At 55.9% G+C, this 14524-nt stretch carries 14 protein-coding genes; 5 read left to right on the forward strand and 9 right to left on the reverse strand.

The window, feature by feature from the left end; genetic code table 11:
• Positions 1 to 246 precede the first annotated feature (246 nt).
• Positions 247 to 1857 carry a hypothetical protein gene (locus tag AAF465_08860; protein ID MEM7082832.1) on the forward strand — a complete coding sequence of 537 codons (1611 nt, stop codon included), beginning with the start codon at positions 247 to 249 and terminating at the stop codon, positions 1855 to 1857.
• Here the strand turns inward: AAF465_08860 and AAF465_08865 are convergent.
• The 7 genes from AAF465_08865 to AAF465_08895 form a co-directional block, all read right to left on the reverse strand.
• Positions 1854 to 4022, reverse strand: coding sequence for an FG-GAP-like repeat-containing protein (locus tag AAF465_08865; GenBank protein ID MEM7082833.1), 2169 nt, complete (start codon positions 4020 to 4022; stop codon positions 1854 to 1856). The two genes, AAF465_08860 and AAF465_08865, sit on opposite strands and share 4 nt — an antisense overlap.
• Positions 4023 to 4328: 306 nt before the next feature.
• Positions 4329 to 5147 carry a phosphatase PAP2 family protein gene (locus tag AAF465_08870; GenBank protein ID MEM7082834.1) on the reverse strand — a complete coding sequence of 273 codons (819 nt, stop codon included), beginning with the start codon at positions 5145 to 5147 and terminating at the stop codon, positions 4329 to 4331.
• An 85-nt stretch (positions 5148 to 5232) separates the two neighbouring features.
• On the reverse strand, positions 5233 to 5748 hold the full coding sequence (locus AAF465_08875; protein ID MEM7082835.1) for a DNA-deoxyinosine glycosylase: 516 nt from the start codon (positions 5746 to 5748) through the stop codon (positions 5233 to 5235).
• A 47-nt stretch (positions 5749 to 5795) separates the two neighbouring features.
• The gene (locus AAF465_08880; protein MEM7082836.1) at positions 5796 to 6338 is read right to left on the reverse strand and encodes a GNAT family N-acetyltransferase; all 543 of its coding nucleotides are present in this window, start codon (positions 6336 to 6338) and stop codon (positions 5796 to 5798) included.
• Complete coding sequence (locus AAF465_08885; protein ID MEM7082837.1) at positions 6338 to 6700, reverse strand: cupin domain-containing protein; 363 nt, start codon at positions 6698 to 6700, stop codon at positions 6338 to 6340. Before AAF465_08885 ends, AAF465_08880 begins: the two co-directional genes overlap by 1 nt.
• A 20-nt stretch (positions 6701 to 6720) precedes the next feature.
• Positions 6721 to 7143: a hypothetical protein gene (locus AAF465_08890; GenBank protein ID MEM7082838.1), complete on the reverse strand. Its 423-nt coding sequence runs from the start codon at positions 7141 to 7143 to the stop codon at positions 6721 to 6723.
• A gap of 48 nt (positions 7144 to 7191) precedes the next feature.
• Positions 7192 to 7782: a M15 family metallopeptidase gene (locus tag AAF465_08895; GenBank protein ID MEM7082839.1), complete on the reverse strand. Its 591-nt coding sequence runs from the start codon at positions 7780 to 7782 to the stop codon at positions 7192 to 7194.
• 311 nt (positions 7783 to 8093) lie between these two features.
• Here AAF465_08895 and AAF465_08900 point away from each other — a divergent pair, with 311 nt between their 5' ends.
• From AAF465_08900 to AAF465_08915, 4 genes are all read left to right on the forward strand, one after another.
• On the forward strand, positions 8094 to 9425 hold the full coding sequence (locus AAF465_08900; protein ID MEM7082840.1) for a hypothetical protein: 1332 nt from the start codon (positions 8094 to 8096) through the stop codon (positions 9423 to 9425).
• A gap of 26 nt (positions 9426 to 9451) precedes the next feature.
• Positions 9452 to 10336: a hypothetical protein gene (locus AAF465_08905; GenBank protein ID MEM7082841.1), complete on the forward strand. Its 885-nt coding sequence runs from the start codon at positions 9452 to 9454 to the stop codon at positions 10334 to 10336.
• Between the two features lie 47 nt (positions 10337 to 10383).
• On the forward strand, positions 10384 to 10914 hold the full coding sequence (locus tag AAF465_08910; GenBank protein ID MEM7082842.1) for a dockerin type I domain-containing protein: 531 nt from the start codon (positions 10384 to 10386) through the stop codon (positions 10912 to 10914).
• A 78-nt stretch (positions 10915 to 10992) separates the two neighbouring features.
• Complete coding sequence (locus AAF465_08915; GenBank protein MEM7082843.1) at positions 10993 to 11145, forward strand: hypothetical protein; 153 nt, start codon at positions 10993 to 10995, stop codon at positions 11143 to 11145.
• Positions 11146 to 11148: 3 nt separating this feature from the next.
• On the opposite strand, the gene AAF465_08920 is transcribed toward AAF465_08915, so the two are convergent.
• Together AAF465_08920 and AAF465_08925 are read right to left on the reverse strand one after the other, a co-directional pair.
• Positions 11149 to 12573 carry a hypothetical protein gene (locus tag AAF465_08920; GenBank protein ID MEM7082844.1) on the reverse strand — a complete coding sequence of 475 codons (1425 nt, stop codon included), beginning with the start codon at positions 12571 to 12573 and terminating at the stop codon, positions 11149 to 11151.
• 16 nt (positions 12574 to 12589) lie between these two features.
• Positions 12590 to 14446, reverse strand: coding sequence for a dockerin type I domain-containing protein (locus AAF465_08925; protein MEM7082845.1), 1857 nt, complete (start codon positions 14444 to 14446; stop codon positions 12590 to 12592).
• Positions 14447 to 14524 lie beyond the last annotated feature (78 nt).

A 14524-nucleotide genomic window follows, 5' to 3' on the forward strand; every position in this document is an offset into this window, starting at 1 on the left:
CTGAGCGTCGCGCGGCGACGTCCCAAATGCATCGTTCAAGGCCACTAAGGCGATTTATTCACGGTGGGTCACCACCCAGTCGAGTGTTCGTTTCACACGCGACTGCGGTGTGGCAGTTTAGCCACTCATCGGCCCAAAAAGCTAAGAACCCTGAGCGGGTCAGACACACTTTATTAGACGTCGCGCACACAGACGGCGTCTGTTTCGCCGTATACTACCTGCTCTTTTCACGGATGGTTAAGCCGCGTGACCGCATTTCGCACTTGGATCGTGATGCTCGCCTTTGTCAGTCACCTTCCGGTGGCGGCCTGGCCAACCCTGGCGGAACTCGAAGCGCGGGGCGCACACATCGGCCAAATCGACATCCAGCGACACAACGTGTTTGAGTCCCCCGATAAGGGAAACGGCAAAGCCCTTCACCACTTGGCTAATCGCCTTCATATTGTCACACGCGAAAACGTCATTCGTTCACAGATTTTGTTTGCGCCAGGCGACGCACTTAACCTGACGACTATCCGAGAGACCGAGCGCATTCTGCGAAACAACCGCTACCTGTTCGACGCACGTGTGTCAGTAAAACAGGTGGCGAATGGCGTGGTCGACTTACTCGTCACTACGCGCGACATCTGGACACTGACACCGGAAATCGATTTTTCAAAAACCGGTGGCGATACGTTCTACACGCTGGGCATTGAAGATGACAACCTGCTGGGCACGGGCGCAAGCCTCACGCTCTCGCGCGCGGAGGAGCTTGAGCGAACATCAAACCTCCTCTTGTATAGCAATAATAACTTTCTGCTTAACCGACTGCGCTTTAATCTCGGCATCGTGAACAGCGATGATGGCGGCGCGTTTTCACTGGGCCTAAGTCAGCCATTTTTTTCGCTGGACAGTCGTCGCGCGCAAGGCGGCAGCCTTAACTATTTCGAGGGCTCACGTCTGTGGTATCGAAACGGCGACGACATCGCCGAGTTTCAGCAACTCTCAAATCAGTTTAACCTCTTCAAAGGCTGGTCCAGAGGCCGGGAAAACGGTTGGGTGCGTCGACTGACCGCCGGCGTTACCGGTGATCGCACGCGATTCGCGTTGTCTGACGACCCCCAACTGGCGATCGCGCGACCGGCAGACCGAGAATTTTACTACCCGTACGTGTCGCTCAATGTACTCGAAGACAACTTCGTGACCACTCAGAATTTTCAGAGCATTGAACGCACAGAAGATGTCTATTTGGGTACTCAGTACTCATTGCTGTTCGGCTACGCGCCCCAATTGTTAGGATCGGATCGTGACGCCGTGTTTTTGGGCGCAAACGCCTCTCGCAGCATCGGCTCACCGGACACCGTCCTATGGCAAATTGGAACAAACCTCAATACGCGCATCGAGTCCGGGCGACCTCAGAATTTGCGCGCCAATGGGTTTGTCAGTTTCAGCGTGCGTCAATCGGATAAGTGGCGATTTTTCTCTCGCTTTAGCGCCACTCATTCCGAGCGACCCGACTTGGAAGACTTTACAGTGCTCGGCGGCTCATCGGGACTGCGCGGTTACCCTACGCGTTTTCGCAACGGACGGGGCCGCGCAGTCCTAACCGTAGAACAACGTTACTACAGCACGTTTTACCCGCTGCGTATATTCCGCGTCGGCGGTGCGATATTTGCCGATGTAGGACAAGTGTGGGGCGAAAATATTCTAGGTGAAACCAACGATGATCTGTTGGTGAATGCCGGCGTCGGTCTACGCTTGGCCAGTCAGCGCGGCGGCAGCAATAAAGTCATACACATTGACCTAGCCTTTCCACTAACCAGCAAAGAAGGGATCGACAGCATGCAGCTGGTGATCGAAGCGAAACAAGGTTTTTAGTCTTGCCCAAACGCGCCGGGCCCCGGCGCTTGTAAAAAGAAGCTACTGAGGATGGCCAAATCGACAAAGTTCACGCTGCCGTCGCCGCTAAAATCAGCGGGCACGTCGGTCGTCAAAAAACTCGCTTGAAATTGCTGCACATCGATAAAGTTCACAACCCCATCATTGTTTAAGTCGGGGTCGCATCGATTACCAAACCCGTCCGCATCCGGATCGAGCTGCTGAGGGTTCGCAAGCGCTCGGCAGTTGTCTAGGTGATCGAAAACGCCGTCGCCGTCCGAGTCCACATTCTGATAAACATGCACGATCTGATTCGCTGCAAAGGGTCCGACGGTTTGTTCTTGGCCACCCGGCCAGCGAATAAAAATCTGGTCGACCGTCGAGTTGTCCGCTAAACCAAAATGCATGCGCTGATCATCTTGAGCAAAGCGCTTGGTGCCGTTGTCTTGCAGCATGCTCTGAGTCTTACCACCGGCAGTGATCTCGACCCACGCTCCAACTGCATCGCGATTTACTGTCACACCTTCGAGATCAACATGTATCCAGTTGTTGCCGTTATCGGCACTGTTTTCAAACAGCTCTGTCTCGCCTGTCGCGAAGGGTAGGTCGCCCATGCCGTTCGCCACCAAAATATCCATGAAACCATCGTTGTTGTAGTCCGCCACCGTCACAACGTCGGTTCGGCCTTCAATCGTACCTGCCGCACCGGCACTGTTGGGCACTTCCGTAAAGCTACCGGTGCCATCGTTTTCCAGCAGCACGTTGGTCCGATTGACCGCGCCACTTGAACAGCCCATATACACATCGAGGTCCATGTCGTTATCAAAATCGGCCGTGGCGATTGAGCGGCACGAGTACTCGTTCTGAAGACCGAAGGCGAAAGGGAAACTCTCGTAACCTTGGGGCGATTGATTAAATTTAACTGCCGTGAGATCACCTTGATCTGACGTAAAGCCCAAGGTTTGAACGTTAGTAATTGGATTCTGAGCGACGACGTGCACATTGGCTCGCAACCGGTTCGTAATCGCAAATACCCAATGCTGCTCGAGCTCATCAAAGTGAATATAAAGCTGCGATACGGTCAGCAAATGAAGCGCCGTGCCGATAACCGATTCATCGGTTGGATCCAAAATAAACGTATAGTCATCTGGGGCTATTTCGGTTGGGCCAATGTTGATCGCCGTACGCGCAACATTGAAGTCTGGACCAACCGTCACCTCGATCGGCCCTTCCGCTTCAAACGTAAAACTCAACTCCCCAAAGGACTGGCCGAAAACGCGCGCGCGCAAATCGGTGCTGGAGACCAGTTCAACTTCGTTAAAATCGACATGACGAACAAAGAACAACTCTTGATCGAGATTGCCGTCGAAGTCATCTGCCTGGAAATCACCCACCGACGCCACATTAGGCAACCCTGTAGCCTGTTCGATCGAGAAAAACGGCGCCTGAGAGATGTTGTAGAAACCTTCTGGAAACCCAAACACGGTGTGCACAAGCATCGCCGGTTCAGGTTGTATGTTGACCTGCACCAACCCCAAAAAGCTGTTACTCAAATTCGTCGTGAAGTTGAGATTATCATTGTCGAACACGAAACCCGCATCAACCCCTTGCCGCGTATAAATTGAGGTGGGCGCCTGATCATCGGGCCGAGGCCAGTTAGCAAAGCCAACATCAAGTAGCCCATCCATATTCCAATCGAGCCAAGTCACCATTCGACCGCGCGACAGCGGATTATCCAAGCCAAATTCCGCCGCCCGATCAACGAAGGCGCCATCCTCATAGACCAAGAGCCTATTCGGTGCCGAGCCAATCCCACCAACTGAACCCACGACGAACAGCAGATCGCGATCGCCGTCATTATCAAAATCGCCCCAAGCGCCGCCATGAACGTCGCCGGTGAGGTCGCCGGTCACCTGTCCATTCATGTCCTGAAACATCTGCCCATTTACGTTTCGGTAGATACGGGTATCTCGGCCATGATTACTGACATAAACATCAACAAACCCATCTCGATCAAAATCTCCCCACGAATGACCGAAGGTTTGCCCGGCATAGCTTAGGCCCACATCGCCGGCAACGTCCGTAAAGCTAATATCCATCGCCTGAGCAAATGACATGACCATAAGAACAGCGACAGCCAGACTAAAACGCGTAGTTAGTTGCATATCCATCTCAACGTATATCGACAGTCTCGTCTTCGTTTCAACGGCGCGTAACAACGCTCGGTTGAATGACGATGTTATTCGACAGCAATACCAAGGTTCAGGCTACTGCGTTTCGCCCCTCAAGATCAATGCAATGAGCGTTTAAATTCAGTGATGCCAGGCTGCAACGTGGCAAAGATGTCATAACCACGCAACACCGCAGCCAAAAACGGTGTTGGCCATGCGATTTATGTTAACTCTGGGCGACTCGTGTGGTTATCGCGCGGCTTGCCGTCGACTGCTGAGTCGAGGGGTTGGGCGTTTTAATTAGGCACCGATTTCACTATGCACCAGCTTGCGCACAATCCAACGCGCGACAAGCCAAGCGAGAATGCCAATTGCTAGCCCCTGAATCGCGCCAAGCGTGACATCCAGTGGGCGGTGCGCATTGAGGAACACGCGCGAGTAACTCACCATCACGGCCCAAGGTATGAGCAAATAAAACAGCAGATGACGACGGGTGCTCACAAACGATGTTGCAAAGAACACAAAAAACGTGGCGATGAAAAAGCTCGCAAAGGCGTGCCCGGAAGGCAACGAGTAGCCAGGCTCACTTACCCAGTGTTGTCCGATCGCCTTAGGCACGTCGGTTCCGAGCGCATTGATCGCCGACTGCATGAAGCGGGCACGATCTGTCGCCAACTCACGAGCGTGATAGGCGTCGACCGAAAATCCCGCCTCACTGCTGGCCTGTTGAGTCGCCAACCACACAACGTTGGGTCGGGGCGATTCGAATATCGGTTTGATTGTGTTTTCATTCACCATCGCACCGCCCGCCGCAAAAATAATAACGGCACCGATCAACGCGACGGCTTCTTTAATCCGATATTGACTCGACAATCGTCGCCGCGTGGCTAAAAGCGCCACGCATAACACGGTGATCAATCCCGCGCCGGCCGTTTTTACTGAATCCGACAGCGCGATAACAGGCGCGGTCAACTCACCGTACTGCTGTACCCAAGCGGCACCTCCATACGGTGGTAATAGAAAACTGGTGGCGACGAGGAGCACGCCAAGAATCATGGGCCAAAGCGCCTTTGACTGAATCTCATGCGGCGAGGCTTCGTAATACTTATAGTCGGTCATGCGCGGATTGTACAAACTCTGTGACGGATTAACCAACTCGCGGTCGCCCAATAATTGGCGCCGCGACAGTATCGAAAGCCGCTGACTACGAAACCAACGCCGCGCCAACCGCTGCCCAATCTGCACTTTTTTCTGATATCGAATAGCGCGCATTCGCTGGACTTGTCGACAACAGCTGTTGCGTCATCAATTGGGCGTACGATTCACTCAACATCGGTATTACCCGACGCCGATATTCGCTGGCGGCCTTCGCACCGTTGAAAAACACAGCATGAACGTCCGTATGGTCTGCATAGAACCGTTCAAAGTCGTTCACGGCAATGGTGTCGCCGTTTATATCGGCATCGAGGCTGCCGGGCCGCTCGCAGGAATGAATGACATCCCATACCGCGATGCGCGCCGCCAGCAGCCCGGCCACGCGCCGCGTATACGGTTCGGTGGCCGCCACGCCCGTAAACCGCTGCACGATACGCCAAAATGCGTTCTGCTGGTGCGCGTAGTATTGCTGTTCGGTCAATGAGCGACGGCCGGGCATTGAGCCCAAAATCAGTACCCGAGCGTCCGTTCGCGCGATGGGTGCAAAGGCGACCTCTGCATTCATGTGTTCACCCTGTTGGCCGCCCGTACCGTCAATCTAGTTCGATCGAGTCATTCACTGCTGGCGGGCGTGAGTCGCACTTCGTAGCAGTGTACCGGTGGCTCATCGTCATCGAAGACGACCTGCTCCAGGTAATCAAACCCCAGCTTGGTCAACAGTTGTTGCGACGCTCGATTGTGTTCATTGGTAATCGCCAGCACACGCCCGATGCCCTGCGCGCCAGCGAACTGGAGCACACCGCGCGCAGCTTCATACGCGTACCCTTTTCGCCTAGCCGCTGGCAAAAACGCGTAGCCGATATCGGGGGCCGGAAGCCGCTCTCGTTGGAGCAGTCCACACATCCCCACCGCCTGGCCGCTTGCCACTTCGATAACACAACACAATCCAAACCCGTGGCGAGCATAACTGTCGAGCGGGCCGGCCAGATACTCGCGCGCGTCGGCAAGCGTGCGTACGCCGCGATCACGGATATGGCGAATAAAATCGGGGTCGTTGAGCAACGCCACAATAAAGGGCGCGTCGTCGAGCACAAACGGCCGAATACGCAGCCGCTCTGTCGACAACGGCGGCGGCTGACCGACCGACGAGGCCATTAGCGTAGCTGCTCGTCGTGCGACTTGGTTAACGCAGAGACCACATCGCCCGTATGCCGCGTCGACACAGGTTCGACAAGACAAATCCAGCACTCGTTTTCCGCAACGGGTCGGTGCAGCGTATCGCGCGGCACCACATGCATATCGCCCGGACCAAGCTGTGCCTCATAGGTCTCATACTGAATAGTGAGTTGGCCTTTGACCACGTAAAAGAGCTCGTCCTCATCGTCGTGCTTGTGCCAGGTAAATTCGCCCTTTACCTTCGCAACCTTTATGTACTGGTCATTGACGCGTTCGACAATGCGAGGCGACCAATACTCGGTAAGCGTCGCAAATTCATTATCAAGATTGGTGACGGTCATCGAGTGATACGGGTACGTGATCAGTCGAACACGTTGGGGCAGCCACCCAGCTCATTAAATTTTGGATCCCAACGCCGCACGTCATTGGCACGCCGCCAGCGACGATGAAAAAACTCCATCAAACACGGACCGCTGTCGACCTGAATAATCATCAGATCGTTTTCCTTGACCTTGTTGTATTCGGGGTATTCCGAGCGCTCTCCCCAGGTCAGACCGCCGTTCATCGCCGCGTAGGTGCGCCAAAACTGCACTGGCCCCACCCACCGATTGAGCTCTGTGCTCCACACTTGATACCCGTCCTGTTCGCGCACCTCGCCGTTGCGATGATCAGGGCTCTCTGGTTCGGCGGCGCAAGCTTGCAACCCCATCATCAGCAGGCATAGCCCGGCGAGAAGACCGAGCGGTTGGTGTGTTGTCGCGCGATTGGCGATCGAGTTTCTCATTTCTATTCCCCCAATTGAGCCTTGCCGATCCGGCAAGTGCGAGTGCGTTCAGGACGTCTGACCGTGATTGGCTTGCGGCAAATACCAATGCCACGGCTCATAGGCATAGCCAAAACGATTGCCCTCAGGATACGACAGGACAAAACCAAATTCACCGGCGCGGCGACACAGCCAGTCGTAAGCCAAGGTGCGTGCAAAATGGTGAGAGGCGGGCTCACAGCCGAGCGTACCAATATCCAGCGCGCGTCCAGAATGATGTTGGCTACAACCCGGCGGCGCAAGCACCCGAAAAACCGCGTCGATCGCCTCACCCGCTTCGACTCGGCGCCGCACGATCTCGAACTGCCGCGCAAAGCTGCGGAACCCAGAGATCAAAATTAGCGACACCTGATCCTCGGCGGCACTGCGTTTCATTGATTGCCAGGCCTGAGCCGCCACAGGCGTTAGTCGATGTTCGATGCCCCGGCGGCTCGTGTCCCCCACAACCAGTCCCGTGCCATCCGCGTAGAGCGGCAAATCGCGCTCTTTGAGCAGTCGAGGGTCGCCACCGAGTTGCCGGATGGCCGCGCGCGCTCTCGCCTCGAGGTCGCCCACCCATTCGTCGCGATACGCCCCACCGCCGATTGTTTCCACCGTCATGTTGTCGACCTGTCTATGGCCCTCTTTTGCCGAGTATGACCGCAAAGGTCGCGGTTGTGCCTCGATTGAGACGCGGCTACCCCTGCTCAGTGTCCATCATGGCGGAACGGCCCGCAAACTGTCTAATTTTGCCCGCCCCAGCCCGATGAGCCACTTTCGAACGCCTTACGGTATGTCTCATTAGGCGCGCACCGATCCGCAGACAATCCGGACGTCGGCGCATCCACAGCTTTGTGACTATCTGAAAGGAAATGGGGGCGTTTATGAAACTCCGTAACTATCTAAATAATATAGTTTTTATAGCCATATTTATGGCGTCCACAGCAGCCGCCCAGGCAGCGGTACCCGACGGCATCAGCTATCAGGCCTACCTCACTGACAGCACCGGTTCGCCGATCACCAGCGACGTGTCGATCACGTTTGCGGCGTACAACGTCGACACCGGCGGCGTACCGCTCTGGAGCCAAACCCAGCTCGTGTCGCCCGACAATGGTCTATTTAGCGTCGTGCTGGGCAACCCGGTGAACCCCTTTCCAGCAGGACTGTTTGACACACCCATCTACGTTGGATTATTCGTCGCGGGCGAAGAGATGCTGCCCCGTCGGGCACTCAACACCTCCGCTTACGCATTCAAATCGGCCGATGCCGATACCCTGACCGGCGCCACGGCAGCCGATCTGGATCAATCCTCCGACATCGCGTCGATCAATACCTCTGTGGGCGATCTGCAAAGCGATGTGTCATCGGTGCAAACCGGTCTGTCGACCGTACAGTCAGACGTGGCCGTCGCGAGCGGCGACATCGTGACCAACCAAGTCGCCATCAACAACAATAACGCCGACATCAATGCCAACACGGCAAGCATTGCCGCGTTGCAGGCCGTTGGCGCCGACATTACAAGTGTGTCCGTCGGTGCAGGACTCATCGGCGGTTCCTTGTCCGGCAATGCCAGTGTCGCCATTGCGCCGGGCGGCGTCACCAACGGATTGCTCGGTGACAATGCCGTCACCGGCCCAAAAATTGCCGACGATGCGGTCGGTCCTGATGAACTCGACAGTAGCGGCAATTACGCGGTAAACGGCATGACCGTAAACGGCGCCACGTCACTGGAGGGACAGGTGGATTTCGATAGCGCGTTTGATATCAACATCTATGACGATTTCAACGGCTTCCGATGGCGTAGCGCGGATGGCTCTCAACAATTCGCGTCTATTGAAGTTCGCGAAAACGACACCAAATTTCGAGACGTCGCACGTGGTCGCATCATCTTTGAATCCGATACCAACGGTATTGGCATCGGCACCGGCATTCCCGTGTCCACGCACGCGGTGACCATCCCCTCGCTCGCGGTCACCGGCAACGTTGATATCGGTCTGGAGCGTGTCTCCCAATCGTACCCTCTCGATTCAATGAGCGTCTCCTGTCATTCCCACGGTAATCTGCCCTGCTACTACGGCTTGGTGACAGTCTCGTGCCCGGTGGGCAAGAAATTGCTGGGTGGCGGCTCGAGCGGCAGCTCTGGACTGTTTGGCAGTGTCTCTATCGCGGCACCCATCACTGATTCAGCCTTCCAGTGCGGCGCCTCATACGATATCGCCAACAGCACACGCAACTGCTTTGCCATCTGCGCACGCGTTGATTGAGTGATAGTGGGAAAGGAGACAACGACATGAAACTCACGCCAATGACTCTGCTGGCGATTACCGCGACCGCCACATCACTGGTGCTTGCGGGTATGCTCATCGGGCAATCGGGTGCTCAGCAAACGGCATTGAACGCAGCGACGACTAGCGCTACAGAACCCGATGCTCTGCCCACGCCGGACCCCTATCAAGTGCCGGACTGGCTGACACGTGCGCCGAAGGAATGGCGCACGGCTTTTACGGACAAGCCCAGTGGCTACGCTCTGCTACTTGACACCAGCCAGCGACGCTTGCTCATCGACCGCTGCAAACACTACGGGTTCTTCGATGCGCGATCGAATCGGCCGCGTGAACAGAGCGGACCGCGTTGTGAGCGACTGCTCACCGGCACCCTGCTCGCCTTTAACGGGAATACCGTGCGTACGCAGCTGATCTCGGGGGAGACCATCGATGTCGTGCTGACGCCCGAACGCTCTGTATCCGGCAATGATCACCCTATTGAACAAATAACTCTCGCGTTTAAGCGTGAGTCGCTCACGCTCATTCCAGGCCAAACCAACGATCTCATGTCGCAAATCAGCAAGCTCCCCAGTATTCGGCGAGAATATCAACAGCTCTTTGAGTTTCGGCAAGAGCGATCGGCTGAACAGCGACAACGACTGGCCTCAACGGCACCCTCGACTGATCCATTGCCAGACGCGCACGCCGAACAACGTCGACTTGACGAGCAGCTAACCGCTGGCGTCCATGACGGCGGTGAGCGCAACGCAGCACCCGGAGGCCAGTCACCACCGGCCATCTCGACAGTCACCGATGCGGAGCCCGCTACTAGCCGGGAGGACACACGTAACGTCTCACGACTGCCCAAACCGCCCACCAACCCCACGGGAATCTCCCAGCCGGGTTCCTGACGTTTTCACCAATTTAATGACTCGATGGAAAAATCATGCAACCGACAATGACAAAGTTCCTAGTTTTCGCCCTGACGTCCATCGCGCTTGCGACGAGCAGCGCAGCCAGCCAACAGTCGAGTGCCAACTACCGCATCGACTGGGACGTGGTCGACGCAAGCGGTGTGCCGATGAGCTCGGCCAACTACACCGTGATCGATTCGCCGGCCCAACCTTCTGCATTGGGCGAATCGACGAGCGCCAACTATCGGCTCACGCCTGGCTTTTTGGCGGCACCCGATACCGACACCGATGCCATTCTCGACTTTATGGACAACTGCACATTGGACCCTAATGCGTCCCAGTACGACTCCAACGGCGACGGCTATGGCAACGTGTGTGACCCCGATCTCGACAACAACGGGAGCGTCAACTTTGTGGACTATTCGTTGATGATCGACGCCTTCTTGTCCTCGCCCGGCGCACCCAACTGGAACCCTGACGCGGATCTGACTGGCGACAACGTCGTCAACTTTATCGATATCGCTCGATTCCAGCTGTTTTTCCTGGGCCCGCCCGGCCCGAGCGGCAACGACTGATCACATCATCCCGCGCACCGCTTCTTGCGGTGCGTGGGGCATTGTGCGGACGATGCGACGGCGCTACGCTGCGTCTCTATGATTGCACTGCTCGCCATTCTCGCCTTTGGTTTTCCACTTGTGGCCTACATATGGTCGCTCCGACAAAAGGCACTCGCCGATCGCCGAAAACTTCAAGTCATTCAACGCCAACTCAAGGTCCTCGACGAAAAAAACAATGACGGGTCGTAGCACCTAAGAACCGCAACTTCCCGCCCCGGGTCCGGGTGGGTTAAAGAACATATTGACCACCAGCGTCAAATCCAAGAAATTGACGATGCCATCATTGTTGGTGTCGTACACGGCATCCGTGCTCAAAAAAGCACTCGAGAATAGGCTGAAGTCGAGAAAATTCACAATGCAATCATTGTTAAAGTCCGCATCGCACACATTGCCATAGCCGTCGCCATCGGCGTCGATCTGATCCGGATTAAACCTCGCCCGACAGTTGTCGACCGCAAAGTCAATATCATCGTTATCGGTGTCAAACCGGCCACGTTCTTCTATCAAGCGCCACAAGCGATACTCGCCATTGACAAAGTCATCGACCCAATGAAGATCGTCTACCCCAGTGAGGGGGCCGTCGGATTGGCCAATCGGTGTGCCATTAAATCCGTCGGTGTACACACAGCGCTGCGACAGACGCGAATGATCCGCTGTGTCGGTATTCACACAATCGCCTCCCGACCAACCCTCACGAAAATCGATATCGGCCGGTGCAACCAAACTGAATTCGCGCATAAAGCCATAGTACGAATCGAATATCGGCAACAGCGTATTGTTCACAAACTGATCGCGCAAAGCGGCTGCATCGTCCTGGCCCTCGTACCAGTCCATGGCTACCGACCCATTGCCATCGGGATCAAACCGCACAGCACCCCAGGCGCTCGACCCGAGCAGCTCGGTCGCGACAATACGCAGCGCGCGCGAGATCGGATCAAGCCGAGATTCACTCTCACCGTGCGCGTCTCGATGACCATTGCGATACACACTGCCGATCATGGTGTTGTGGGCGCCGGGCACCAAGAAAAGATCCACGGCTTCGTCGGTATTCGCGTCAGAAGGAATCACCGGCGCAAACCCGAGCGATCGTTCATCGTTGGCATAAAACCCCACGTATTCGGCGATCGGCGGCAGCACGAAGATCGCGCTAGTCCGCAGTCGATCACCCGGCACCGGATCAAACGCCAGGATGTTGATCTTCTTCAGCGACGGTTCGTTGGCGTAAAAGGAATGCGCCGTATGCAGAGTCGACACCGCGCCGCGGCTAAAACCGACCAAGTTGAGAATCACGCATTCACCGCTGCACGCGGGCCGCTCATCAAAAATGTCCTCCGCTTTATCGAGCTGTTCGGCCCAGGGCGGCGTGAAGGGATCGTTCGTTAGGTTCTGCACAATCCCGTCGACGATACCCTTGTGGTGGTGATCGTCGGCCAACTGCGCGCGATGTAAAGACGCCACGGTCTCGGGTCGGTCAAAGGGGCTGTCACTGTCGTTCCACATCGAGCCGTCAAGGTTGGTGCCCGAAAAGTAAATCGTGACGACCACTTCATCGAACTGTGCCGCGCCGGGCAGCGATGCGCACAGCAGCAATACAGACACACACATTTTAAATCGCATTATCATTGTCCTCACCTCACTTCCACCACGATGAGAACGGCAATGCCGCGCCAAAATCATCGGAACCATCGGGATTAGAACAACACAGTCGATCCTGCTGCAGCGTGTTGTAGTAGTTCAGCAAATCGGGCCGGCCAAAGTGGTAATACACTTTGCCGGCTCGCGTGGCTGAGGTGCCTTGTGCATTGGGCGCACCGACGGCGAGGTCGCTAATACCATCACCATTAATGTCGAGCGCCATGAGCGTCGCGCCATACTGTTCGGCATCAATCAGTCCCGATAGGCAACCCTGGCCGGGTAGCGCCACAATTTGCTCAAAGCGCTCATCGCTTGTGTCATAGCGCATCACATACACAACGCCGCAGCCAAAATCCTTATCGCTCACCTTCGAAGGCGCGCTGGCCGCCAAATCATCGATGCCATCCCCGTCGAAATCGCCGACCGCCAACGCGCTACCAAACTTATCGTCAAAGCTCGTCGCCAACGATATGGTGGCGCTCGAAAGCGAAATAAACTCGTCGCGATTGGTCAGCCGATTACTACTGCCAAAGAGCACCGCGACCGCCCCGGCATTAACCGCCCCCGTCAGATTTTCTTCTGGCACGCCGATCGCCAGATCGTCGTACCCGTCGCCATCAAAATCGCCGGTTGCCAACGCCGCACCAAAAAAGTCATTGGTTTCTGACGCTCCTTCAATACCGCTTGAGTCTTGCGTCCACTCCTGGTCATTGGCCGCGGATAAGCCGCCGGACCTACCGTAAATCACCGTTACCATGCCCGCATCGTTGTTACCACTGAGGTCTTCTTTGGGCGCACCGATGGCCAGATCGTCGTAACCGTCACCATTGAAATCACCCGCCGCCAGTGACGTACCAAACTCGTCATTAAACTCGTGTACCGAGCCATTACCGGTATTGCCCTGATGCCATACGTCGTCTTCGGTCGATACGCCACCGTTATTCCCGTAAAACACCTGCACCATGCCCGCGCCTTCGGGACTATCTTCAATGTCTTCGCCGGGCACGCCCACCGCAAGATCGTCAAACCCGTCGTTATCAAAATCGCCGACCGCAAATGAACTGCCAAATAGGTCACCTGATTCGGTTCCACCGCGCACATTGGGCGTATCTTGGTGGAACGACTCGGATCCGCTGCTCGTGAGTCCACTGGATGAGCCATACACCACCACAATCATGCCGGCATCATAACGATTAAAGCCGTCTTCGAAATTCTCTTCGGGCAAGCCAAACACCGCGTCGGCGTAGCCGTCGTTGTTGAAGTCGCCCGTTGCCAGTGCCCGACCAAAAAAATCGTCGTTTTCTATGGCCCCGGCAATGCCGCTTGTGCCTTGATGCCAATACTGTTCGCCGGACAGCGAGATGGCATTACCGTTGCTGTACGCCGAAAACGCCGCACCCTGATCAACATCGATACCAAAGTCATCCTCGACCACCTTGCCAGGCACGCCAATGAGCATGTCGGATAGCCCGTCGCCATTAAAATCGGCAATCGCCGTGTTGTTTTGGCGCGAGAGTCCACTCGGACCGGGCGCACGCGATAGTTGTGTTTCCAACTCGGCCAAATCCGCTTCCGTCACCTTGCCGTCCGCGTCCATATCCGCATTGCGATCGGCACTGCCCAAACGTGCCCGCATCAGCGCGCGGTCGTGCGCATCGACAATGTTGTCGTTATTTAAGTCCGCATCACACGCGTTACCGAAGCCATCGCGGTTCGAATCGATCTGCAGTGGATTGGCCCGATCCACACAGTTATCGCGGCGGTCCTCCACCCCGTCATTGTCTCGATCACTCGCCACTGCTGGCTGCATAGCCAGCAAGAGCGCACCTGCCAGCGCCCAAGAAACCTGTCTCATTGTCCTGCCCCTTTTTTACGTTGTTCTTTGTTTTTCGATTGGTGTTACTACGGGTAAGCAATAAATCGCTTCCTTTAC

Source organism: Pseudomonadota bacterium (assembly GCA_039028935.1).
Lineage (GTDB): Bacteria > Pseudomonadota > Gammaproteobacteria > Steroidobacterales > SZUA-146 > SZUA-146.

Excerpts from the sequence above, each read along its gene's own strand:
- AAF465_08865 (MEM7082833.1), bottom strand. The coding sequence starts at position 4,022 with ATGCAACTAACTACGCGTTTTAGTCTGGCTGTCGCTGTTCTTATGGTC.
- AAF465_08870 (MEM7082834.1), bottom strand. The coding sequence starts at position 5,147 with ATGACCGACTATAAGTATTACGAAGCCTCGCCGCATGAGATTCAGTCA.
- AAF465_08875 (MEM7082835.1), bottom strand. The coding sequence starts at position 5,748 with ATGAATGCAGAGGTCGCCTTTGCACCCATCGCGCGAACGGACGCTCGG.
- AAF465_08880 (MEM7082836.1), bottom strand. The coding sequence starts at position 6,338 with ATGGCCTCGTCGGTCGGTCAGCCGCCGCCGTTGTCGACAGAGCGGCTG.
- AAF465_08885 (MEM7082837.1), bottom strand. The coding sequence starts at position 6,700 with ATGACCGTCACCAATCTTGATAATGAATTTGCGACGCTTACCGAGTAT.
- AAF465_08890 (MEM7082838.1), bottom strand. The coding sequence starts at position 7,143 with ATGAGAAACTCGATCGCCAATCGCGCGACAACACACCAACCGCTCGGT.
- AAF465_08895 (MEM7082839.1), bottom strand. The coding sequence starts at position 7,782 with ATGACGGTGGAAACAATCGGCGGTGGGGCGTATCGCGACGAATGGGTG.
- AAF465_08900 (MEM7082840.1), top strand. The coding sequence starts at position 8,094 with ATGGCGTCCACAGCAGCCGCCCAGGCAGCGGTACCCGACGGCATCAGC.
- AAF465_08905 (MEM7082841.1), top strand. The coding sequence starts at position 9,452 with ATGAAACTCACGCCAATGACTCTGCTGGCGATTACCGCGACCGCCACA.
- AAF465_08910 (MEM7082842.1), top strand. The coding sequence starts at position 10,384 with ATGACAAAGTTCCTAGTTTTCGCCCTGACGTCCATCGCGCTTGCGACG.
- AAF465_08915 (MEM7082843.1), top strand. The coding sequence starts at position 10,993 with ATGATTGCACTGCTCGCCATTCTCGCCTTTGGTTTTCCACTTGTGGCC.
- AAF465_08920 (MEM7082844.1), bottom strand. The coding sequence starts at position 12,573 with ATGCGATTTAAAATGTGTGTGTCTGTATTGCTGCTGTGCGCATCGCTG.
- AAF465_08925 (MEM7082845.1), bottom strand. The coding sequence starts at position 14,446 with ATGAGACAGGTTTCTTGGGCGCTGGCAGGTGCGCTCTTGCTGGCTATG.